The following is a 22775-nucleotide window of genomic DNA, read 5'->3' as shown; positions in this document are numbered from 1 at the left end:
GAAGAATGGAGTTTTCTCACATATAAAGGGGGAGCTTAAAGGTGAAATAATAAAAAGGATGCATTACATGCATCCTTTTTATTCTGCAATTTTTTCTAAATTACCGTTTCGGTCCATTCGGAAAGATGTTTGAGAACGTTCTTCGTCATCCATGACTGCCAATTTACGAGCTCGGTTCATAATGTTCATAAGTGTTTCGTAATCTTCTTGTACAGTATGAGATTGCTTTTCTAACTTTTCTAGTTTCTTTTCTAGTTCCTCACTCCGAAGGATTTGTGCTTTAATTTCTTGTTTCAATCTCGTATTCTCGTTTTCAAGAGCTGTCACTTTTATATTTGAAGATCCGACTGTTTGTAAAAAATAAATAACATCTTGCATTGTCATAGAGCTTCTTGCAGCAGGAGCAGTAGATTCTTGATATGGAATAGCTTCTTTATATTGTACGATTGATTCCTCTTGTGCTAATTCTTCATAATCAGTTATCGAATCTGAAGCTGGTGGTGTATAAAGTAAACGTTTTTTCGCTTGTTCACCGCTTGCAGCACGCATTTTATCTTTACGATGTTTTTTTGCTAGTTGAAGAGCTTGTTCATAGCTATAGCGAACGACAGCATTCCAGCGGAAACCACAAGCAGCAGATGTACGATTTAACTGATCTCCTACTTCCTCAAATGCATTTAATTGCGTACTTCCTTCTCGAACATGACGAAGTACCGTTTCAGCAAGTAATAAATCATCCTCATCTGTCCAAGCATCTTGTCTTACTTTCATAGATTCAACTCCCTTTCTTTTTATGAACTTCCTATTTTTATAATGGGCAAAAAAATAAACTTTTATACAAAGCTTTTAAAAATATGGTAGATTTCGATGAAAGGTAAAAATTTTCCCATGAATGGTGAGCGCTTCTGTAGGAGAGCATATAAATATGTAGCATTATGTAGAGAATAGGCTTTGTAGGGAAACTTGCAACGAGCTTCAAAGAGCGGTAAAATACCATTTAGTGTTTATTTTTAAACGTACTTGAGAAAAGTTTAAAATAGAGGAAGTGTTATATAATGGGAAACGAATTTCGCGTGTGCGATGACTGTCAGGCAACGAACGTTAAAACGTTAGTTCCGAAGTTAAAAAAAGTAGATTCATGTGCAACGATTGAAGTTGGATGTCAGTCTTACTGTGGTCCTGGTCGTAAAAAATCATTCGCATTTGTAAATAACCGTCCAGTTGCGGCTCCAACAGAAGATGAGTTAATCGTAAAAATTGAAGCAAAGTTAAATAAGTAAGAAAAAGAAGAGTGAAAAGATTACTCTTCTTTTTTTATGCCCATAAGAGGAAAGATTTATTCTGCGAAAGTACTCTTGTGTGGACGAACGTTTTCTAAAGGATGGATATAACTTTTGTATTAAAGTTCCAATTTATATAAATTTATATTTCAAAATAATGGTTGACAGTCTTTTAAAGCGATAGGTAGAATAGAAGTGTCTGATTCTGAGAATCATTATCAGGAAAATAACAATTCACCTAATTTTTTTATTACTATTTGAGAATAAATTTCATTTTAATAAATATATGTTGTTGGTTAGGATGGTTGAGGGATGGAAGCGAGCGCAAGCAGTATAGAACAGCAAGAAGAGAATGTTAAAGAGATTAAGAGCAGACCGCTCATCGCTTCTATTATTTTAGTAGCGGGTACAGTTTTGTTAGCTTTAAGCATGGCAGTTTCTATTTCTTTTGGGGCTGCAGATATTAGTTTAAAGACTGTATGGCAAGCTGTATTTCAGTTTGATGGATCTATTACACATCATAACGTAATTCAAGAGCTTCGCATGCCTAGAGCAATAGGGGGCGTAGTTGCAGGTGCCTTTTTAGCGGTATCAGGAGCAATTATGCAAGGCATGACGCGAAATCCACTTGCTTCACCATCGTTAATGGGAATTACAGATGGGGCTGTATTTGGAATTGCAATTATGTATGCATTTTTCCCTAATTCACCTTATTTAATGTTTGTTATCGCATCTTTTATTGGAGCTGCGTTTGGTGCAAGCATTGTATATGGAATTGGGTCTTCTTCACCAGGTGGATTAACACCTGTGAAATTAGCTTTAGCAGGTGCAGCTATTAGTGCTTTATTAGGGGCAATTTCATCTGGAATCGCATTGTATTTTAATCTTGCCCAAGAGGTGAGCATGTGGAATGCAGGCGGAGTTGCTGGAGTGAAATGGCAAAGTATTAATATGTTAGTGCCAATTGGCCTTGTTTGTCTTTTTATCGCAATTATGATGTCGAGATATATTACAATTTTGAGCTTCGGTGAAGAAATTGCAATTGGACTTGGTCAAAATACGACATTAATTAAATTTATCGGAACAGTACTTGTTCTTGTTTTAACGGGTTCCGCAGTTTCCATGGCAGGATCAGTAGGGTTTGTTGGTCTTGTAATCCCGCATATGACTCGTTTCCTTGTAGGCTCGGACTATAGATGGGTTATTCCATGTTCTGCGGTCTTAGGTGGGCTGTTAATTGAATGTGCAGATATGTTATCTCGCGTTATTAACCCGCCATTTGAAACGCCAATTGGAGCAATTACAGCGCTAATTGGGGTTCCATTCTTCCTCTACTTAGCACGTAATGAAGGGAGAGGAAAGATGTGAGGACGAGTGTCTTAACAAAAAAGAACATTTCTATATTAACGATTTTAGTAGGGCTAATCGTTTCTATATTTCTTATTAGTTTAAATACAGGAACTTTTAAAATACCCCCAATGGACGTATTAAAGTCATTGGTTGGACTAGGGGCTGAAGATCAGTCTGTTATTTTATTTGAATTCCGTATGCCGCGTATGGTAATTGCTATACTAGTCGGATCTGCTTTAGCTATGTCAGGTGCGATTTTGCAAGGTTTATCACGAAATCCACTTGCTGATCCAGGTATTATAGGGATTAATGCTGGAGCGGGATTAACAGTTGTTATATTCGTCTACTTCTTCTTCGGGAAAGTAGGGACTGGTACATTTTTATCTGTATTCATTCTTCCATTTTTCGCACTAGTTGGAGCGATATTAGCAGCGGTAATTATTTATTTATTAGCATGGAAAGACGGCGTTTCATCGACTCGATTAATACTAGTCGGTATTGCCGTTGCAGCTGGATTTGGAGCTGTTAGTTTAATTTTCTCTATGAAGATGACATCTAACGATTTTCGTTTTGCTACGATTTGGCTGGCGGGAAGTCTATGGGGTACAGATTGGAAATTCGTATTAAGTGTACTTCCATGGATGGTTATTTTCTTACCGCTTGCTATAAGTAAAGCACACATATTAAATGTAATGAACCTAGGCGATTCTACAGCAGTTGGCCTTGGTGTAAATGTAGAAAAAGAAAGACGTAAATTATTATTTATTGCAGTTTGTTTAGCGGGTGCATCTGTTGCTGTTGCCGGTGGAATTGGCTTTATCGGTTTAATGGCCCCGCATTTAGCAAGGCGCCTTGTTGGTGGCAAACATCAAATCATGTTGCCCACAGCTGCGCTAATAGGAACGTTTTTACTTTTATTCGCAGACGTAATTTCAAGAAGTGTACTAACAACTTCAGAAATACCAGTCGGTCTTGTTATTTCTGTAATTGGTGCCCCGTATTTCATTTATTTACTTATGAGGACAAAATAAAGGGAGGCTTTTCGTATGGCAACTTTAGCGGTTGATGCGGTATCTGTTGGCTATAATGAAGGTTTAATTATTGATGGATTAACAGTTGAAATTCCGGAAGGGAAAATTACAACAATTATTGGGCCAAATGGTTGTGGGAAGTCCACATTATTAAAAACGGCGTCTCGTATTTTGAAGGCAAAACAAGGTACTGTTTATCTTGACGGAAAAGCAATTGAGAAACAGCCAACGAAAGAAATTGCAAAGAAAATGGCGATTTTACCACAAACTGCAGAAGTACCAACGGGTCTTACTGTATTTGAGCTTGTGTCATACGGAAGATTCCCTCATCAAAAAGGGTTTGGCACGTTGAAAGAAGAGGATTATCGCTACATTAACTGGGCACTTGAAGTGACAGGAATGAAAGAATTTGCGAATCGTCCAGCAGAAGCGCTATCTGGTGGTCAACGTCAACGTGTTTGGATTGCAATGGCTCTTGCACAAGGAACAGAATTACTTGTATTGGATGAACCAACAACGTACTTAGATATGGCTCATCAATTAGAAGTATTAAACTTATTGAAAAAGTTAAATGAAGAAGAAGGTAGAACGATTGTTATGGTTATCCATGACTTAAACCACGCTTCTCGTTTCTCAGATCATATGATTGCATTAAAAGCAGGTAAGTTAATGAAACAAGGAACGCCAGATGAAGTTATGACAAGTGAAACACTTCGTAACGTATTTGAGATTGAAGCTCAAATCGTTCCATGTCCAGTAAACTGTAAGCCAATTTGCTTAACATATGATTTAGCGATGATTAGTAATCAATTGCGTAAAAAAGCATAAGTAGAACCCCCTCGTGAAGAGGGGGGACTTCTAATGGACGTTGAGCTTCTTATATAAGAATGGGAAGTTGAACGCCCGTTAGAATGGGGTATTAACAACAATTAATAAAAATATATTGATTAATTGTTATCTTCGTTTCTTATAGTTCATTGCAACTTATAAGATAAATACAGCTAGAAGGAGTGGGAACATGAAGAATTTTAAAATGGCACTATTAGCAATGGTATTAGTTGTGACTTCTGTACTATTTGCTGCTTGTTCTAACAAAGAAGAAGAAAAGAAAGCAGATGCAAAGACTGAAGAGCGCACTGTAAAACATGCAAAAGGGGAAATTAAAATTCCTGCAAACCCAAAGAAAATTGCTGACCTTAGTGGTTCAACAGAAGAATTATTAATTTTCGGTATGAAACCGGTTATTACTGCTAATACATCTCAAGAAAAAATTGATGCACATATTGAAAAGAAACTAAAAGACGTTAAACCAGTTGGTTCTGCTTGGGGCGATAAAATTAACATCGAAGCAGTAGCTGCTGCAAAACCAGATTTAATTCTTGTAAATAATCGTCAAGAAAAGATTTATGATCAATTATCTAAAATTGCACCAACAGTTATGTTAAACACTCCATTAGATCAATGGCGTCCAAAATTCGAAGAAGTAGGTCAAATCTTCGGTAAAGAAAAAGAAACAAAAGAATGGTTCAAAAAGTATGATGAAAAAGCAAGCAAATTACATGACAAAATCGTCGCTAAAACTGGTGAAGCAACATTCATGAAAATGGCTGCGTATCCAAATGCTTTCCGCGTATACGGTGACTACGGTTACGGTAGCGTAATCTTTAATGATTTAAAACTACCAGCAGTTAAAGGTACACCAACTGATAAACCACTAGTACAAGTACAAAAAGAAGCTTTAATCGATTACAACCCAGATTACTTATTCGTATTTACAACTGGTGACGGTTCTCAGCGCTTAAAAGAATTCCAAGAAGAATCAATTTGGAAAAACATGAACGCTGTTAAAAACAACCACGTATTTACAATTAAAAATGAAGACTTAAACAAAGGTTACTTCCCACTAGGGAAAGATATGATCTTAGACGAAGTTGCTGAATTCGTTTTAGGTAAATAATGTATAAAGGAAATCACTTTTACTTCGGTAAAGGTGATTTTTTCTTTTTATAAAGGTAATTAATACAGTCTTTCATTTCTTTCTGTTTCTCATTTCGTTTATAATATAAAGTAAGAATGTAGTAAAGAAAGGGGGATGTCGGAAAGTGGTATATTTAAACGACAAACTCAGCGAAACAAAAGTGTTTAAAGACCCAGTACATAAATATGTGCACGTGCGTGATCGTGTTATTTGGGATTTAATCGGAACGAAAGAATTTCAACGCTTGCGCCGTATTAAGCAGCTTGGAACGACATTTTTTACATTTCACGGTGCAGAGCATAGTCGCTTTACTCATTCGTTAGGTGTATACGAAATTATTCGTCGTATGATTGATGATGTGTTTGATGGCAGACCAAATTGGAATGCTGAAGATAGATTGTTATGTTTATGTGCGGCATTACTTCATGATGTCGGTCACGGCCCATTTTCTCACTCGTTTGAAAAAGTATTTTCATTAGATCATGAGAAATTTACGCAAAAGATTATTGTTGGCAATACGGAGATTAATGATGTATTAAGTCGTGTTGATAAGGAGTTTCCACAAAAGGTAGCAGATGTAATTGCAAAAACGTCTACTAATAAATTAGCAATTAGTATGATTTCGAGCCAAATTGATGCGGATCGTATGGATTATTTATTAAGAGATGCTTATTTTACAGGCGTAAAGTATGGAAACTTCGATATGGAACGTATACTGCGTGTAATGCGCCCGTATGGGGATCAAGTAGTCATTAAAAATAGTGGTATGCATGCTGTTGAGCATTACATTATGAGTCGTTATCAAATGTATTGGCAAGTATATTTCCATCCGGTAACGCGAAGTGCAGAAGTTATTTTAACGAAGATTTTACACCGTGCTAAATCATTGCACGAGAAGTATTATACATTTAAAAATCATCCTGTTCATTTCTATTCTTTATTTGAAGAAGAAGTAACAGTAGAGGATTATTTAAAGTTAGACGAGAACGTTATGTATTACTACTTCCAAGTATGGCAGGAAGAAGAAGATCCAATTTTAAGCGATCTATGCCGCCGTTTTATGAATCGAAATCTATTTAAATATGTAGAGTTTACAGATAAACATGGTTTAGATAATTGGATGGAATTAAGTAGTTTATTTAAAAAGATTGGACTTGATCCGGAGTATTATTTAGTAGTTGATTCAACATCAGACTTACCGTATGACTTTTATCGTGCAGGAGAAGAAGAAGAGCGTTTGCCAATCCTACTTCTTATGCCAAACGGAGAGCTTAGAGAGCTTTCACGTGAATCGGATATTGTTGAGGCGATTACAGGTAAGAAAAGAACGGACCAAAAGCTATTCTATCCACATGATTTAATCTATGAAGATGGAAGAAAAGGAAAATATAAAGAGAGAATTATTGAGTTGTTAGAAGGAAAGAAATAAGAAGCAGCTAGTGGCTGCTTCTTATGAAAAACTTGAAATTATTTGTCGCTTAAGCGTTTTCCGCCAACTGCATAATGATTCTTAGACATTTCTTCGATGAAAACAACGATGTTTTCTTCAGGAGCACCAGTTGTTTCGCTTACTGCTGCTGTTACTTTCTCAGCAAGAGCTTTCTTTTGTTCTTCTGTGCGTCCTTCTAGCATTTTCACTGTTACGTATGGCATGTACAATCGCTCCTTTTATGTAAGTTACACTCTTATTATAGCGGATTATGGGGAAGAACAATCGAAAAAACAAATAATTTCTTTTTTTGACATATGGAAGAGGAGATGAAGTATGGATCAGTTATTTAGATATCCATTGCACGAAATTCCGTTGGTAGCAATGGCGATTATTATTGCATTATCCGTTCATGAATTTGCACATGCATATGTTGCATATAAATTTGGGGACGATACAGCAAAGAGACAAGGGCGTTTAACGTTATCACCGATGGCTCATTTAGACCCTATCGGTTTGATTGCAGTATTAATTCTTGGATTCGGTTGGGCAAGACCGGTTCCTGTTAACCCATATAACTTTAAAAGACCGCGTCTTGCAGGCATATTAGTTTCAATTGCAGGGCCGATTAGTAACTTAATTTTAAGTGCAATTGGTTTAATTATTTTGTATAGCTTAGCAGTATTTGGAGTGTTAGATGCAGTTCCAGTTGCAGTAGCTGAAACATTAGGAAAGTTTTTTGAGCTCTTTATTATGTTAAATATTGTTTTACTTGTATTTAATTTATTACCGATCCCGCCACTTGATGGGTATCGTGTAGTGGAAGATTTAGCACCAGCAAATATTCGCGCGAAAATGACACAGTATGAAAAATATGGAGCGATTGCGTTATTAATTCTCGTTATTACACCGCTTAGTAATTACACAATTCAACCTATTTTCCAGGTAGTTATTCCGCATGTATTAATGTTTTTACAAAGTATCATTGCGCCTATTTTTGGCCTTTTATAATTTTTAAGTGAGGAGGATTTTACATATGACAGAGAAAAAGAAAAAAATCGGTTTTAATATCGTGAAAAATGATTCAACAGATGGACATGGTGGATTTGGTGTTGGGGCATTAAGCCTAGAAAACATTTCACCTGTATTTGTTGATGTACTAGAGAAAACCGCATTCGTTGATATCGGTGCGATGCATGCGCGTAGTACAGTAGAAAAAGGTATTAAGTTTTTAACAAATAAAGATGAAGTTCCAAACGGAAAACCATTTTGGCTTGTTTGGGTAACGATTGAAAGAACTGCAACTGGTGCTTATTACGCAGGTGTAACAGCTTGTGAAATGACAGTAGACCGTGAAATTCGTCGCGGATATAAATCACTTCCAGAACACGTAAACAAAATGGATAAATCAATGAAGCGTCACATTATGGTTGACCATATGGATGAATCATCTAAAAAAGTACTTGGTACGTTCTTGAAAGAACATAATGAAGCGATTTGGAACGAATCTAGTGAAGAATTGCGTCGTGCATTATTAAGTGAATAAAAAATAGCTGACGGATGCCCGTCAGCTATTTTTTTTACCAAGGAAGATATTTTTTCCACCAACTTGTTTTTTTCTTTTCTTCAGTCGTTTTTTCAAATTCTTCTTTATCATCGACGTGATCCATACAATATTCAGTCGGTTCGGTACCTTTAGCGAAATACATTTTCACAGAAATAGGACAATTTTTTGTAGCAATTTTACCGTTCTCTGGGTTGATACTAACCGCTACGACGTCACCTGGTTGTTTAAATTCTTTTTTGGGCTGTCCATCTAAGCCTTTCTCCATCGTATCAGTCCATATTTTCTTCGCATATCCTTGTTCTGCTACGTTTGAAATAGATTTGGGTTGATCATATCCGACCCATACACCTGTTACGATTTGCGGAGTAAATCCGATCATCCAACTATCCGTTTCAGTAGAACCAGATTTTCCGGCATATGTTCTTGATAATTTTGATAACATCGATTGGCCAGTTACAGCAGCATAACTGCTTAGTTTCTTATTAAACATACCGGTCATCATTTCTTCCATTACAAACGCTTTGCTCTTGTCGAGAACTTGTTTACTCTCTAAATGAGCATCGTATAATATATTTCCTTCATGATCCATAATGCGGCGAATGAAAGTAGGTTTTACTTCTTTTCCACCGTTTGCGAACATGCTATAAGCGTTAACCATTTCAATTGGTTTTACGGGTGATGTGCCGAGAGCTAGAGAAGGCACATCTTTTAATGCACTTGTAATTCCAAATTGTTTTGCTGTTTTTGCGAGTGCGTCATCTCCTAAAAATAAATTCGTTTTTACAGCATATATGTTATCAGAGACTGCGAGAGCTTGTGCCATCGTTACAAAATCATCTGCATAATAATCTTTATAGTTTTTTGGTTTATACTTTGAAACGCCGTCACCTAAAGTAAATACAGTATATTCGCTTTTTAAGCGCGTAGCAGGCGTGAATCCTCGTTCTAATGCTGCATAATATAGAAATGGCTTAAATGTAGAACCAGGCTGACGAACGGCTTGTGTAGCCCTGTTAAATTGACTCGTAGTATAATCAGTTCCGCCAACAAGAGCAGCCACTTCACCTGTCGTTGGATTCATAGAGACGAGAGCAGTTTGTATGTTTGTTGTGTCAGGTATATGATCTTTTACAGCTTGCTCTGCTACAGCTTGTAGTTTAGGGTCTAGCGTTGTATAAATTCGCAAGCCACCCCGTTGTAAAGCTTGTTCGTCTAATCCAACATCACGAAGAAGCGAAGCTTGTACAGCATCTTGGAAATATGGTGCGACCTCTGCTACTTTTTTCGTATCTAATGAGGCAAAAGTTAGTGGCTCTTTCTTCGCTAAGGCTGCTTGTTGCTTCGTAATATATCCTTGTTCGACCATTTCATCTAATATGAGAGCTTGTCGTCCTTTAGCACGATCCTCTTTCAAAAAGGGAGAATAGACACTTGGCCCTTTCGGGATACCTGCGAGCATACTAGCTTCTGCTAATGTTAAATCTTTTGCTGTTTTATCGAAATATAGACGGGACGCAGCTTCGATTCCATAAGCGCCATGTCCGTAATAAATTGTATTTAAATATCCTTCTAAAATATGATTTTTATTATAGTTTACTTCAAGGCGGACAGTGTACATTGCCTCTAATAATTTCCGTTTCCACGTTTTATCATGATCTAAATACAGATTACGCGCGTATTGTTGTGTAATTGTACTAGCTCCTTGTACCTTTGCCATCGCTTTTAAATCAGCAACAATTGCACCTGCAATCCGTTTCACATCGAAGCCGTGATGTTTGTAGAATCGTTGGTCTTCGATAGATAGTGTCGCCTCTTTTACATAAGGAGAAATTTCATTGAGAGATACATTGTAACGTTTTTGAATTTCATTACTTTGTCCAATAACAGTATCATCGTTTGCGTAAAAGACGCTTGTTTGTGGGACCGCAACAGGAGGAGGTCCCATAATTTTTGCGACTATAATAATAACAAAAAAAGAAAAAACGAAGAAAAGGACGCAAGAAAACATTGCGGTGAAGAAAAGACGTTTATATTTTTTAAGTTTTGGATTCATAGTCTGATCCATCTTTTTTCAGCCCCTCATTAATACAAGCGTTATTGTATTAGTATTGAGGGTTTTCATTTATTTTAAACAATGAAATTTCGAAAATAAAAAGCTCCTTCCATTAAGAAAGGAGCTCAAAGGCACGTGCTGGCCAATCGGTAATGATGACATCTACACCATAATCAATCATAGTTTGTAAATCTTTGTATTCGTTAATTGTATATGGACGGAAAACATATCCTTGCTCTTGTGCTAATTGCACAAATTCTTTCGTTAATAGCTGGAAGTTTGGATGTAATCCACTTGCTTTTCTCTGTTTTGCTTCGGCAATTGGATCAGCAATCGGTGTATCATATAAAATTGCTCTTGGGATTTCAGGAGCAATTTCTGCTAATAATGAAACAGAGTCATGGTTAAATGATGAAAATACAATTTGATTAGAAAGATGATATTCGCGCACAAGTGCAACAGCTTTTTCCTCAATATTTGGGTAATGAATAACATCTGTCTTTAATTCAATATTTAGTTGTAAGTTCGTTGTGGAAAGCCAAATGAAAACCTCACGCAACGTTGGGATTTTTGCTTCATGGAAAGAAGGGTCTTTATAGCTACCAGCGTCCAATGATTGTAATTCCTCTACCGTTTTTTCCGAAATAAGTCCAACGCCATTTGTTGTACGATCGACGGTTTCATCGTGAATTACGACAAGTTCACCATCTTTTGATAAGTGGACATCGAGTTCAATTCCGTGAGCGCCAATGCGTTCTGCTTCTTGGAAGGCAATCATCGTATTTTCGGGATGTGTACCTTTTACTCCGCGGTGAGCGAAAATAAGTGGTTTACTCATGTGAAATTCTCCTTATTATCTCTTTTCTTTCATTATGAAACTGCTTTAGGGAAAATACAATTGAATATGACAAACATTTACAAAAGTCTAACAGTTGCAGAAAAGTTAACGTTAACGTAAAATGTAATAATCAAGTGAAGGGAGGAATAAACATGTATAAAATTGATGAAGTAACAAAGCAAGTCGGTTTAACAAAACGTACACTTCGTTATTATGAGGAAATTGGTTTAATTCATCCCCCAGAACGTAGTGAGGGGAATATTCGTCTGTATACGGATGAGGATATTGCCAGAATTAAAAGAATTGTAGAAGCGAAAGAAGTGCTAGGAATCACACTTCAAGAAATGCAGCATTTCTTATCACTAAAAGAAAGAATGGAGAAAAGAAGAAATAGCGAGAACCCTCGTGATCGTGAAGTGATTCAAGAAATTAAAGATATGCTTGAAAAACAAGTGCAAACGTTAGACGAAAAAATGGAGCAAATGCAACGTGTAAAGGCAGAACTTGAAGATAGTTTACATCGTGCAGTAACATTTTTAGAGAGCACAAAAGGAGAGTAATCAAAATGGAGAGCAAACAAAAACTAGGGAGATTGATTACAGTGGTGGCTACCTTCCTTGCCTTTTCGGGTATAGGAGTAGTCGACCCAATTTTGCCGATTATTGCAGAGAAAATTGGTGCAACGCATTGGCAAGTTGAAATGTTATTTACTGCTTATATTTTAACGATGGCAATCATGATGTTACCAGCTGGTATATTTGCATCAAGATTTGGTGATAAACGGATGATGACAATCGGTCTTGCGATTGTGACTGTATTTGCGTTTATATGTGGTATATCGCAAACGATTGCTCAATTATCTCTTTTCCGTGCTGGATGGGGATTAGGAAATGCGATGTTTTTTGCTACAGCAATGACGCTGTTAATAGCATTAAGTAAAGAAGTTCATGAAGCAGTAGGATTATACGAAGCAGCGATCGGCTTAGGTATGGCTGGGGGGCCGTTATTGGGTGGAATACTAGGTGGACATTCTTGGCGTTATCCGTTTTTCGCGACGAGTATTTTAATCTTCTTAGCATTTATTTTAGTATTCTTTTTTGTAAAAGAACCGGAGCGAAAAGTGAAACGTAAGGCTGCTGGCGTAGGAGAATTACTTAACCTGGTGAAATATAAACCGTTTATGCAAGGTGCGATTTCAGGAATGTTATACTACTACGGATTTTTCGTTGTGTTAGCATATTCACCACTTATTATGCATTTATCAGCTATTCAATTAGGCTTTGTATTTTGCGGATGGGGATTAGCGTTAGCTTATGGTTCTGCAATTTTAGCACATAAGCTAGAAGGGAAATATGAACCAAAAACATTATTGAAGGGTAGTTTACTTGTATTTGCGATTTTCTTAATTGCACTATTCTTTATGAAAATTATGTGGTTACAAATTACTCTTATCGTTTTATCAGGATTAGCATCTGGCTTAAACAATGCATTATATACAAGTTATGTAATGGATATTTCACCTTATGAAAGATCTGTTACGTCGGGTGTTTATAACTTTGTTCGTTGGTTAGGGGGCGCAATTGCTCCGATTTTATCAGGAATTATCGGTCATACTGTTTCACCACAAAGTCCGTTTTTAGTAGGTGGAATTGTGGTGTTAGTTGGTTGTATTATGATCCTAATTCCAATTCGTAAACCAGTAGAAATAGAGACAAAAGCCCTTTCTTAAGAAAGGGTTTTCTTTATACATATATGTTAGAACCCTCTGACTAAAATATATTTTCGGTATTTTTGTACTTTTAACTATACATTTTGGATGTTTTGTTTTATTTTTGTTAGGGGACATTAATGATGTCCCTATTATAAATTTGCATTGAAAGGCGTGATTGTACGATGGAACTATGGTTCACTGAAAAACAAACAAAACATTTTGGGATTACGGCGCGTATTAACCGCACATTACATACGGAGCAAACAGAATTCCAAAAACTTGATATGGTTGAAACAGAAGAGTTCGGAAACATGCTTATTTTAGATGGCATGGTTATGACAACAGAAAAAGATGAGTTCGTTTATCATGAAATGGTAGCGCACGTACCTTTATTTACACATCCAAACCCTGAAAACGTATTAGTTGTTGGTGGCGGTGATGGTGGTGTTATTCGTGAAGTGTTAAAACACCCAAGTGTAAAGAAAGCAACTCTTGTTGAAATCGATGGAAAAGTAATTGAGTACTCTAAACAATACTTACCATCAATTGCAGGCGCATTAGATAATGAGCGTGTAGAAGTAAAAGTAGGAGACGGTTTCCTACATATCGCAGAAAGCGAAAATGAATACGATGTAATTATGGTAGATTCTACTGAGCCAGTAGGACCAGCAGTAAACCTATTTACAAAAGGCTTTTACGCTGGAATTTCAAAAGCGTTAAAAGAAGATGGTATTTTCGTTGCACAAACGGACAACCCTTGGTTCACACCAGAGTTAATTACGACTGTGTTTAAAGATGTAAAAGAAATTTTCCCAATTACTCGTTTATACACAGCTAATATTCCAACATACCCAAGTGGTCTTTGGACGTTCACAATTGGATCTAAAAAACATGATCCATTAGAAGTAAGTGAAGAGCGTTTCCACGAAATCGAAACGAAATACTACACAAAAGAATTACACAACGCAGCATTCGCATTACCGAAATTTGTTGGCGATTTAATTAAGTAAGAAAATCGAGCTTGAACAAATAAAGTGTGAGTAGCTCATTTAAGGTGTTTGTCCAGAAGACTTGAACATGCTAGCTACTTACACTTCTGTAGAGAAAATCGTCTTCTTGTTGTTAAAAAGAAGACCCGGTAAATCGAGAAAGAGGAGCAATTCGCTCCAAATTTGAGAAATAGTGAAAGGTTGGGATACCTTAAGTTCCACATAAGGAGGAAAAGAATATGCGTTTTGATGAAGCTTATTCAGGTAAAGTATTTATTAAAAGTCATCCAAGTTTTGAAGAGTCAAAGGTAGTTATTTATGGGATGCCTATGGATTGGACAGTAAGTTACCGTCCAGGATCTCGTTTTGGCCCTGCACGTATTCGTGAAGTATCAATCGGTCTTGAAGAATATAGTCCGTATTTAGATCGTGAATTAGAAGAGGTAAAATATTTTGATGCGGGTGATATCCCATTACCATTCGGAAACGCACAACGCAGCTTAGACATGATTGAAGAGTATGTATCAAAACTTTTAGATGCCGATAAGTTTCCACTAGGTCTCGGCGGTGAGCACCTAGTGTCTTGGCCAATTTTTAAGGCAATGGCAAAAAAATATCCGGATTTAGCAATCATCCACATGGATGCTCATACTGATTTACGTGAATCGTATGAAGGGGAGCCTTTATCCCACTCTACACCAATTCGTAAAGTGTGTGATTTAATTGGTCCGGAAAACGTATATTCTTTCGGAATTCGTTCTGGAATGAAGGAAGAATTTGAATGGGCGAAAGAAGTAGGTATGAACTTATATAAATTTGACGTATTAGAACCTTTAAAAGAAGTATTACCGAAACTTGCTGGACGCCCAGTCTATGTCACAATCGACATTGATGTATTAGACCCAGCTCACGCTCCAGGAACAGGAACGTTAGAAGCTGGCGGTATCACATCTAAAGAATTATTAGATTCCATCGTAGCAATTGCAAATTCAAATATAAATGTAGTTGGAGCAGACTTAGTAGAAGTAGCCCCAGTCTACGACCATAGTGATCAAACACCAGTCGCAGCAAGCAAATTCGTGCGGGAAATGCTGCTCGGTTGGGTAAAATAAAAGCGGAAGCGGCTCGCTCAGAATGTGAGGGGGATGGAGCTTCAGACGTAGAGGCTCTTTTTGCCTCGAAGGAAGAAGCGAAGCCACCGATCATTCTAGCCGCTGCAGCTAGATAAAGTAAGAGCCCTCTATATGATTAGAGGGCTCTTATTTTGTCGTTATGTGTCGGTAAGTCGATATATTAAAAAAATCGCCGGTATAATTTCATTTACCGTTACGCGACACAAAAAAAGCTATTCTCAAACGATGGGAATAGCTCTTTTTCTTATGCAACCTTCTCTTCCGAAGTAACTCCACGAATTTCATCAGCAGAGCGGATCGGATATTTACGGAACACAATAGACCCGATGTATCCGACAATAGTGGTAACGATTCCACATAGTACAGCAGCAATCGTTACTTTTATAACGTCATTAAATCCGAATAGGACAAGAAGACCTGGAATTGGTGATGCTGTTCCTGGTGCATTATTAACAAGCTGGAATAGCGATGTAATAATACCGGCAAGTGCACCGCCAACGAAGTTTGTTGCATAAATTGGAATTGGATTTGCTGAAACAACATCTGCTTGTGTTAAAGGCTCGATTGCTACAGCGATTGTGTCTTTCTTTGAGCAAATTTTTAGTCGCTTAAAGAAAATAAAGTTCATCGGGGCTGAGGCTGCTACGGCAAGACTACCAATTGCCATTGGTAAACCTGTTAATCCAAGCATTGCAGTTAGTGCCATAGAACTCAGTGGAGAGGTAGAAATAACTGTTATTAATCCACCAAGCATAATACCCATAATGATAGGACTTTCTGTAGTTGCAACTGATATCATAGAACCGATTTTACCAAGTGTTGCGTTAACGAGCGGATCCATAAGCATTGCCATTCCACGTGAGATTGGTGCAGCGATAAATAGGATTGCTAAAAATTCCACACCAGCCGGTAATTTCTTTTCGAGAAATTTCACGACGAAGGCACAAACGTATCCGGCGAAAAATCCTGGTAAAATACCGAATCCACTAGTAGCGATACCAATTAAAACAGCGTATACGGGGGAAACACCGATTGCTAATGCGACTAAAATCGCTGCTGCGACACCGCTCATACTACCAGAAGCTTCTCCTACTGATTGTAAAAAGTCATTATGAAACATTTCTCCACCTATATAACGGTGAAATGCTTCAATAAGAAAACTTGCGATTGCTGCATTAGCTAAAGCGCCCATCGCCTTCATTCCGTAAGGCGCACGGTAACTGAAAAGTGTAAATAGACAAAGTACAACAAGTAATAGTGCTAAACCTTGCAAGATAGCCATTTGAAAACTGTCTCCTTTGATTTTTGTAATAAAAATTCGTATCATTCAATAATAATATAAAAGTGTATGAAACGGAAAAATTTTTTCTTGGGAACTTGCTGTAAGAAAAAATCCCTTACAATAATGTAAGGAAAGTGTAAGACTTTTAGATAGAGTATAGTATGCTCTTTTCCGTATAATACAAGTATAGATATAATACTAGTGAGAAAGAAGTGCAAACAGGAGGCGCATGTATGAAATTGGTAATTAAAGTTTTAGCTGTATTCGCCATCATTTTAGGGGGAACAGCATATTATTTAAACACAAAAACAGAAGGTGTACATGCTTTTGTAGACAACTTCTTTTCAAATAAAGAAATACAAGATTATTATGCGGTTGTAGATAAAGGTGAGAAAAAAGACGGTGAATATTTGTATACATTTAAAGGGTATACAGAGGACGGAAAGCAACAAATTATTAAAAGAATGGTAAATCGTGAATTGCATGCAGGTGCTTTTATAAAAATTTATGCAAAAGGTATGCAAGGAAAAGGATGGGCTGAAATAACGAAAGAATCAATCCCGCAAAAAGCGTTGCAAAAAATAGAAAAATCATAAAAGGAGCGAATCGTTCGCTCCTTTTTTAGTGCGTTAAAATAGTGATAGATGTATTTTTTTTGTTAGAAATGATTTTGGCATGTCCACCAATTGGAAAAGTAAAAATTGGAGTTGTATGTCCAAAATTTGCATTTGCAATGATAGGAATATGTGCAAGTTCAGGTTTTGAAGAAATCATTTCTTGAATGTCCGCTATCGTACATTCTGCTTCTTTTTGCATTCTTCCTATTACAATACCTGTTATATGTTCAAAATCAGGTTGCTGCATAAGGGAATGTAGATAGCGATCAAAAGTTTTAAGCGTTGATTTTCCTGTTAAACTGTCTTCTTCAAGGAATAAAATTTTGCCCTTTAAGTTTGGCATATATGGTGTGCCTTGTAGTAAATTAAGTGTGCTCATATTGCCACCGATAATTTCTCCTGTCGCTTCTCCCTCTTGAATTGGAACATACCCTTCATTTTTTATAAATTCTCGATTTTCCTGATCCATATACCAAGAATCATCGCTCCACGTTTCCGCCGGAATGATTTCAATAGGCTCATTAGTGGTTAAGCATTGTAAAAAGTAATCGTTTGTATACTCGAGCCCTTTCTCCATTCCAAATGAAGAGAAGTGGGGACCCGAATATGTAACAAGCCCTGTTTTTGTGTAAATTGCATTATTTAAGGCAGTAATATCAGAATAACCACAGAAAAATTTCGGGTTTTTACGAATTAGATCATAATCGAGATGTTTCAATAAACCATTGGAGTTGTATCCGCCAAGTGTCGTCAAAATAGCTTTTACATTAGGGTCTCCAAATGCTTCATGGAGGTCTTGAATGCGGGAAGAAATAGAAGAGGAAGCAAATTGATCTATCTCATCGGCATATTTTGAGAATGTAACTTGAAAGCCCATGTCAGTTAATCTTTTTATAGCAAGTTTTCTATTTTCATTTGAAACAATACTTAAACTACAGGATGGTGAAATCACGCGTATTTCATCACCCTTTTTTAACTTTGTTGGTATCACTGAATTCACCTCTATAATTAAAAGAATATTTAGATTTAAAAAATATTTTATCACATGAAATAAAGTAGAAGTGAATTATTTTTTGAAATGGAGTTTTCCTGATTTTTCAGCAGACAGACAGCGTCTTTTTTTGATATGATAGGAAAAGTGATTTATTATAAGTAGTATTTAATATCTATAACATTTGAAAGGTGTGCAAGACGTGAAGAAACAACTTGCAGGCTTGCCGGTACACGTTCATTTCGTAACAGAAATCCGTGAAGGGGCGAGGAAGGAAACCGTTGCTTTTGAAGCAAATGGTCAATACTATGTAAAAGGTCAAGGTACATATGTAACATTCCAGGAGCCGAACGAACAAGGCGAAGTGAAAACAATTATTAAAATTCAAGATGAACAAGTTCTCATTATGCGTTCAGGTGCTATTTCTATGCGTCAGACGCATGTGAAAGGTGAATGGACAACGGGTACGTATACGAGTGAACTTGGTACGTTTGCACTGCAAACGAAAACTGATAACGTTCTTTTTAAATGGTCGGATGAAAAGAAAAAAGGACAACTCTTCTTAACGTACGCATTGCTTCTAAGTGAACAAGAAGCTGGCAGATATACAATTACAATTAATTTGAAGGAGGCAAAATAATGAATTCCTTAGAACAGGTAAAAGGATTGATTAAAGAAGAAATTCAAGCTGCTGTATTAAAGGCAGAATTAGCGACAGAAGAACAGATTCCAAACGTTGTATTAGAATCTCCAAAAGATAAAACAAATGGTGACTTCTCTACAAATATGGCAATGCAACTTGCACGCGTTGCGAAAAAAGCACCTCGTATGATTGCAGAAGAACTAGTTGCAAACTTCGATAAAGCAAAAGCTTCTATTGAAAAAATCGAAATCGCTGGTCCTGGTTTTATTAACTTCTATATGGATAATAGCTACTTAACAGATTTAATTCCAACAATCGTAAACGCTGGTGAAGCTTACGGTGAAACGAACACTGGTAAAGGTGAAAAAGTACAAGTTGAGTTCGTATCTGCGAATCCAACAGGTGACCTTCACTTAGGACATGCACGTGGTGCGGCAGTAGGTGACACTTTATGTAACGTATTAGCAAAAGCAGGATACGATGTATCTCGTGAGTACTATATTAATGATGCTGGTAACCAAATTCATAACTTAGCTCTTTCTGTTGAAGCTCGTTACATGCAAGCATTAGGTTTAGAGAAAGAAATGCCAGAAGACGGTTACCATGGTGCGGATATCATTGGAATCGGTAAACGTTTAGCTGAAGAGTTTGGTGATCGTTACGCAAAAGCTGATGAAAAAGAAAGCTATGAATTCTACCGTGAATATGGTTTGAAATATGAGTTAGCAAAACTTCAAAAAGACTTAGAGAGCTTCCGTGTTAAATTTGATGTATGGTTCTCAGAAACATCATTATACAAAAACGGAAAAATCGATGCTGCACTTACTGTATTAAAAGAGCGTGACGAAATCTTTGAAGAAGGCGGAGCAACTTGGTTCCGTTCAATGACTTACGGTGACGACAAAAACCGTGTATTAATTAAAAATGACGGTTCTTACACATACTTAACGCCAGATATCGCTTATCACCGTGATAAATTAGAGCGTGGTTTCGATAAGTTAATCAACATTTGGGGTGCTGACCACCACGGTTACATTCCTCGTATGAAAGCTGCTATTCAAGCGCTAGGTTACGATAAAGAAACACTTGAAGTAGAAATCATCCAAATGGTACAACTGTACCAAAATGGTGAAAAAATGAAAATGAGTAAGCGTACAGGTAAAGCAGTTACACTTCGTGAGCTTATGGAAGAAGTAGGCGTGGACGCAATGAGATACTTCTTCGCGATGCGTAGCGGTGATTCTCATTTAGACTTCGATATGGACTTAGCTGTATCAAAATCTAATGAAAACCCAGTATACTATGCACAATATGCTCATGCTCGTGTATGCAGTATCCTTCGTCAAGGTGAAGAGTTAGGATTAGCTGCAGATGGAGACGTGAATTACAAACTTGTTACTTCTGAGAAAGAAGTAGAGTTACTGAAAAAACTTGGTGAATTCCCAGCTGTAGTTGCGGATGCAGCACAAAAACGTCTGCCACACCGCATTACAAGCTATGCATTTGAATTAGCAGCAGCATTACACAGCTTCTACAATGCAGAAAAAGTATTGAACCAAGATAACTTAGAATTAAGTAAAGCTCGTTACGAGTTAATGAAAGCAGTACGCACTACACTTCAAAATGCATTAGCAATCGTAGGAGTATCTGCACCAGAAAAAATGTAATTAAGAAAAGCGAAAGCGGCTCGTTTAGAATAGGAGGGGGATGGAGCTCCTGACAGAGAGGCGTACTTTGCCTCGGAGGAAGGCGCGAAGCCACCGAGTATTCTAGCAAAGCGGAGCCGATTTTTCGCTTTCAGTAAAAGGCAATCACACGATGTTGTGATTGCCTTTTTGTATGGAGATAATAAAAAAATAAAATTTTATCAAACAAAAGGATAATTTGCGTCGTCTTATATAAATGACAGGAGGCTTATGATGGAAGAAAAGGTAGAAGAATTAATTGATATATATAAGCAGCAAATATATTCCTTATGCTATAAGTTAGCGAAAACGAAAGAAGATGCGGAAGATATTTTTCAAGAGACGTGGATAAAGGTTTTTTCATCAAGGCACCAACTTTCTTATGTGGATAATTATAAAAAGTGGATTACTACAATTTGTGTTCGTACGTTTTATGATTTTTATCGTAAGAAAAAAAGGTGGAAAGATCGAATATTGGATTTGTTTCATAAAGAAGATGGTGGAGAAATAGATTTCGCAGATGAAGTGAATATATCAGAAGAATTTATTCAAAAAGTGGAAGCGGAAATGATACGGGAAGTAATACAGTTATTAAATGAAAAATATAAAACGGTACTCGTACTCTATTACTATGAACAATATTCTTACAAGGAAATGAGTGAAATATTAAATATACCGATTGGTACGGTGAAGTATCGTCTCAATTATGCGAAAAAGAAAATGCGAGAACATTTGGAGGGTTTCGTGCATGAAGGAAGATAAATTTGAACAGAAAATAAAGAGCAGTTTAGCGGGAGAGATGATTCCTAGCGAAGAGCTGATAAATCATACGAAACAGAGCGTGCGAAATGCTCGGAAATTAGAAAAGAGATGGGTTGTTTTCATTCATGCTATTTGGATGATTGTATTAACAGTCATCCTAGAGCAGTTTGTTAGTCATTTGGATCATAAAATATCTGTCATTATAACGATAGTTATTATGATGCACCTATACATTCCTATATACGTTGTCATACAGTCATTTTTAAAGAAGGAGTATAAATTACATGATAGAGTTCGCTAATCCATTTGTAGTATTTGAGATAGCTGGGATTACAATGTTTTTGGCTTTTATAGCACTTTTAGTATGTGTAGCATCATGGGTGTATACAGATGCGAAAACGTGTGGAATAAGTAAGTGGTGGAGTGTTATAGCGATTGTATTGCCATTTTTTATTGGAGTTTTGTTATATATGATACGAAGAAGTAACAAGAAAATAGAAGGCGAACATACGATGAAGGTTATGAAAAAACAAAAGATAAAATTAGTTGTCATATTTGCAAGTGCGATGTTTGTATTACTTAGCGGCTTTGCTTTTGTTCAAACGCTAGATGATATGTGGAGAGCTGGTGATATATATTTAGAAAATGAGAAGCGAGGGGAGACAAGTTACGAGGCAAAATTCTCATCATGGGATATTGCTGGGAAAGGTATTGAACTTGAGTATGCAAAAGATACAGAAGTAACATTTTCTTATGAAACAGATGCAAAACTTGGTAACTTATGCTTTAGCTTATATGAAAGGAAAGGAGAAGGAGAAGGTATAAGAGAGTTAAAAGAAATCTGTGAATCGAAAAAAGGTACTTTTAAAGCTACATTAAAAGCAAATGAAAAGTATGTATTTAATATAAGTGGTTTAATGGTGAAAGATGGTTTTGTAAAAGTGAATTGGGAAGCAAAATAAAGGGCCCTTGAGAAAGGCCCTTTATTTTATTGGATTGTATAAGTAACAGAAAAACTAACAGGACTATAGTAAACGTAAGGTGCATGAAATTGAACGTACATATTTCCATCTGTTTTTGCAGTGAAAATTCGGCCGTAACCATCAGAATAACGTCCAATAAGGTTATGATTTGAGTCATAAACACTGTAACTAGGAGTTTTGCTGTTAGGTTGAATTGTTAACTCTTGTCCCTTTTGAAGGAAAACAGGTTCTTGTTCAGAACTACCTCCAGTTTGCAAAGAATAAAATTTTGTAAAGCTTTGTTCTTGAGCGGCAGCAGCGACTTTTGTTTCAGGAATAAACGCGGTAGCGCCGGTAATTCCTGCTAAAGTTAACGCACCTGCTAAAATCATTTTTTTCATAATAGAAAAAGCCTCCTTATAAGTTGTAATCGATATTGTTACAGTTAATATTGTATACGATAATGAGTAGGAT

Annotated in this window: 25 protein-coding genes; 18 read left to right on the top strand and 7 right to left on the bottom strand. The window is 36.7% G+C overall.

Going from position 1 to position 22775, the window contains the following annotated elements; genetic code table 11:
- Positions 1-78: 78 nt before the first annotated feature.
- A complete protein-coding gene (locus N2V79_RS26430) occupies positions 79-771 on the bottom strand; it encodes an RsfA family transcriptional regulator (protein WP_075718667.1) in 693 nt (230 codons plus the stop codon).
- Positions 772-1055: 284 nt separating this feature from the next.
- On the opposite strand from N2V79_RS26430, the gene N2V79_RS26425 reads away from it, so the two are divergent.
- From N2V79_RS26425 to N2V79_RS26400, 6 genes are all read left to right on the top strand, one after another.
- Positions 1056-1280, top strand: a complete 225-nt coding sequence (locus tag N2V79_RS26425) for a DUF1450 domain-containing protein (RefSeq protein WP_000526079.1) — start codon at positions 1056-1058, stop codon at positions 1278-1280.
- Between the two features lie 312 nt (positions 1281-1592).
- Positions 1593-2648 carry a FecCD family ABC transporter permease gene (locus tag N2V79_RS26420; RefSeq protein ID WP_000388296.1) on the top strand — a complete coding sequence of 352 codons (1056 nt, stop codon included), beginning with the start codon at positions 1593-1595 and terminating at the stop codon, positions 2646-2648.
- Positions 2645-3661, top strand: coding sequence for a FecCD family ABC transporter permease (locus tag N2V79_RS26415; RefSeq protein WP_001260757.1), 1017 nt, complete (start codon positions 2645-2647; stop codon positions 3659-3661). Before N2V79_RS26420 ends, N2V79_RS26415 begins: the two co-directional genes overlap by 4 nt.
- A gap of 15 nt (positions 3662-3676) precedes the next feature.
- Complete coding sequence (locus N2V79_RS26410) at positions 3677-4489, top strand: ABC transporter ATP-binding protein (RefSeq protein WP_000212068.1); 813 nt, start codon at positions 3677-3679, stop codon at positions 4487-4489.
- 190 nt (positions 4490-4679) lie between these two features.
- Positions 4680-5618 carry an ABC transporter substrate-binding protein gene (locus tag N2V79_RS26405; protein WP_000787724.1) on the top strand — a complete coding sequence of 313 codons (939 nt, stop codon included), beginning with the start codon at positions 4680-4682 and terminating at the stop codon, positions 5616-5618.
- Positions 5619-5763: 145 nt separating this feature from the next.
- Complete coding sequence (locus N2V79_RS26400) at positions 5764-7068, top strand: HD domain-containing protein (protein ID WP_000262741.1); 1305 nt, start codon at positions 5764-5766, stop codon at positions 7066-7068.
- Positions 7069-7106: 38 nt separating this feature from the next.
- Here N2V79_RS26400 and N2V79_RS26395 read toward each other — a convergent pair whose 3' ends face one another.
- A complete protein-coding gene (locus N2V79_RS26395; protein WP_001147171.1) occupies positions 7107-7292 on the bottom strand; it encodes a 2-hydroxymuconate tautomerase in 186 nt (61 codons plus the stop codon).
- A gap of 112 nt (positions 7293-7404) precedes the next feature.
- On the opposite strand from N2V79_RS26395, the gene N2V79_RS26390 reads away from it, so the two are divergent.
- Together N2V79_RS26390 and N2V79_RS26385 are read left to right on the top strand one after the other, a co-directional pair.
- Positions 7405-8079: a site-2 protease family protein gene (locus N2V79_RS26390; RefSeq protein ID WP_000372443.1), complete on the top strand. Its 675-nt coding sequence runs from the start codon at positions 7405-7407 to the stop codon at positions 8077-8079.
- Positions 8080-8104: 25 nt separating this feature from the next.
- Positions 8105-8614 carry a YwhD family protein gene (locus tag N2V79_RS26385; protein WP_000136683.1) on the top strand — a complete coding sequence of 170 codons (510 nt, stop codon included), beginning with the start codon at positions 8105-8107 and terminating at the stop codon, positions 8612-8614.
- A gap of 34 nt (positions 8615-8648) precedes the next feature.
- Here N2V79_RS26385 and N2V79_RS26380 read toward each other — a convergent pair whose 3' ends face one another.
- Both N2V79_RS26380 and N2V79_RS26375 read right to left on the bottom strand, forming a co-directional pair.
- Complete coding sequence (locus tag N2V79_RS26380) at positions 8649-10700, bottom strand: transglycosylase domain-containing protein (protein ID WP_088022134.1); 2052 nt, start codon at positions 10698-10700, stop codon at positions 8649-8651.
- 100 nt (positions 10701-10800) lie between these two features.
- Positions 10801-11526: a glycerophosphodiester phosphodiesterase gene (locus tag N2V79_RS26375; protein WP_048656344.1), complete on the bottom strand. Its 726-nt coding sequence runs from the start codon at positions 11524-11526 to the stop codon at positions 10801-10803.
- A 152-nt stretch (positions 11527-11678) separates the two neighbouring features.
- On the opposite strand from N2V79_RS26375, the gene N2V79_RS26370 reads away from it, so the two are divergent.
- From N2V79_RS26370 to speB, 4 genes are all read left to right on the top strand, one after another.
- Positions 11679-12086, top strand: a complete 408-nt coding sequence (locus tag N2V79_RS26370; RefSeq protein WP_048656345.1) for a MerR family transcriptional regulator — start codon at positions 11679-11681, stop codon at positions 12084-12086.
- Positions 12087-12091: 5 nt separating this feature from the next.
- The gene (locus N2V79_RS26365; RefSeq protein ID WP_340720322.1) at positions 12092-13255 is read left to right on the top strand and encodes an MFS transporter; all 1164 of its coding nucleotides are present in this window, start codon (positions 12092-12094) and stop codon (positions 13253-13255) included.
- Positions 13256-13419: 164 nt separating this feature from the next.
- Positions 13420-14247, top strand: a complete 828-nt coding sequence (gene speE, locus N2V79_RS26360) for a polyamine aminopropyltransferase (protein WP_000424696.1) — start codon at positions 13420-13422, stop codon at positions 14245-14247.
- Between the two features lie 218 nt (positions 14248-14465).
- Positions 14466-15338, top strand: coding sequence for an agmatinase (gene speB, locus N2V79_RS26355; RefSeq protein ID WP_001209831.1), 873 nt, complete (start codon positions 14466-14468; stop codon positions 15336-15338).
- A gap of 265 nt (positions 15339-15603) precedes the next feature.
- Here speB and N2V79_RS26350 read toward each other — a convergent pair whose 3' ends face one another.
- Positions 15604-16641 (bottom strand): PTS sugar transporter subunit IIC, encoded by a 1038-nt coding sequence (locus N2V79_RS26350; RefSeq protein ID WP_000996313.1) that lies wholly within the window; start codon positions 16639-16641, stop codon positions 15604-15606.
- 233 nt (positions 16642-16874) lie between these two features.
- Here N2V79_RS26350 and N2V79_RS26345 point away from each other — a divergent pair, with 233 nt between their 5' ends.
- Positions 16875-17237 carry a YxeA family protein gene (locus N2V79_RS26345; protein ID WP_000779932.1) on the top strand — a complete coding sequence of 121 codons (363 nt, stop codon included), beginning with the start codon at positions 16875-16877 and terminating at the stop codon, positions 17235-17237.
- A gap of 25 nt (positions 17238-17262) precedes the next feature.
- Here N2V79_RS26345 and N2V79_RS26340 read toward each other — a convergent pair whose 3' ends face one another.
- Complete coding sequence (locus N2V79_RS26340) at positions 17263-18249, bottom strand: S66 family peptidase (RefSeq protein ID WP_340720321.1); 987 nt, start codon at positions 18247-18249, stop codon at positions 17263-17265.
- A gap of 202 nt (positions 18250-18451) precedes the next feature.
- On the opposite strand from N2V79_RS26340, the gene N2V79_RS26335 reads away from it, so the two are divergent.
- From N2V79_RS26335 to N2V79_RS26315, 5 genes are all read left to right on the top strand, one after another.
- Entirely contained in the window at positions 18452-18889 is a 438-nt protein-coding gene (locus N2V79_RS26335; RefSeq protein ID WP_000744343.1) for a DUF1934 domain-containing protein, read from the top strand.
- Positions 18889-20559 (top strand): arginine--tRNA ligase, encoded by a 1671-nt coding sequence (gene argS, locus N2V79_RS26330; RefSeq protein WP_053563293.1) that lies wholly within the window; start codon positions 18889-18891, stop codon positions 20557-20559. The genes N2V79_RS26335 and argS overlap by 1 nt, the downstream gene beginning before the upstream one ends.
- Before the next feature lie 252 nt (positions 20560-20811).
- A complete protein-coding gene (locus N2V79_RS26325) occupies positions 20812-21339 on the top strand; it encodes an RNA polymerase sigma factor (protein ID WP_000391649.1) in 528 nt (175 codons plus the stop codon).
- Positions 21326-21640 carry a hypothetical protein gene (locus N2V79_RS26320; protein ID WP_053563294.1) on the top strand — a complete coding sequence of 105 codons (315 nt, stop codon included), beginning with the start codon at positions 21326-21328 and terminating at the stop codon, positions 21638-21640. Before N2V79_RS26325 ends, N2V79_RS26320 begins: the two co-directional genes overlap by 14 nt.
- Complete coding sequence (locus N2V79_RS26315; protein WP_340720320.1) at positions 21624-22301, top strand: anti-sigma factor; 678 nt, start codon at positions 21624-21626, stop codon at positions 22299-22301. Before N2V79_RS26320 ends, N2V79_RS26315 begins: the two co-directional genes overlap by 17 nt.
- 26 nt (positions 22302-22327) lie before the next feature.
- Here N2V79_RS26315 and N2V79_RS26310 read toward each other — a convergent pair whose 3' ends face one another.
- The gene (locus tag N2V79_RS26310; protein WP_000738223.1) at positions 22328-22702 is read right to left on the bottom strand and encodes a hypothetical protein; all 375 of its coding nucleotides are present in this window, start codon (positions 22700-22702) and stop codon (positions 22328-22330) included.
- Positions 22703-22775 lie beyond the last annotated feature (73 nt).

Origin of the sequence: Bacillus sp. CH_70 (assembly GCF_038007045.1) — a bacterium.
Taxonomy (GTDB): Bacteria; Bacillota; Bacilli; order Bacillales; family Bacillaceae_G; genus Bacillus_A; species Bacillus_A cereus.
Note: the sequence above shows the minus strand (reverse complement) of the source record. Positions and strands in the feature narration are given on the sequence as shown.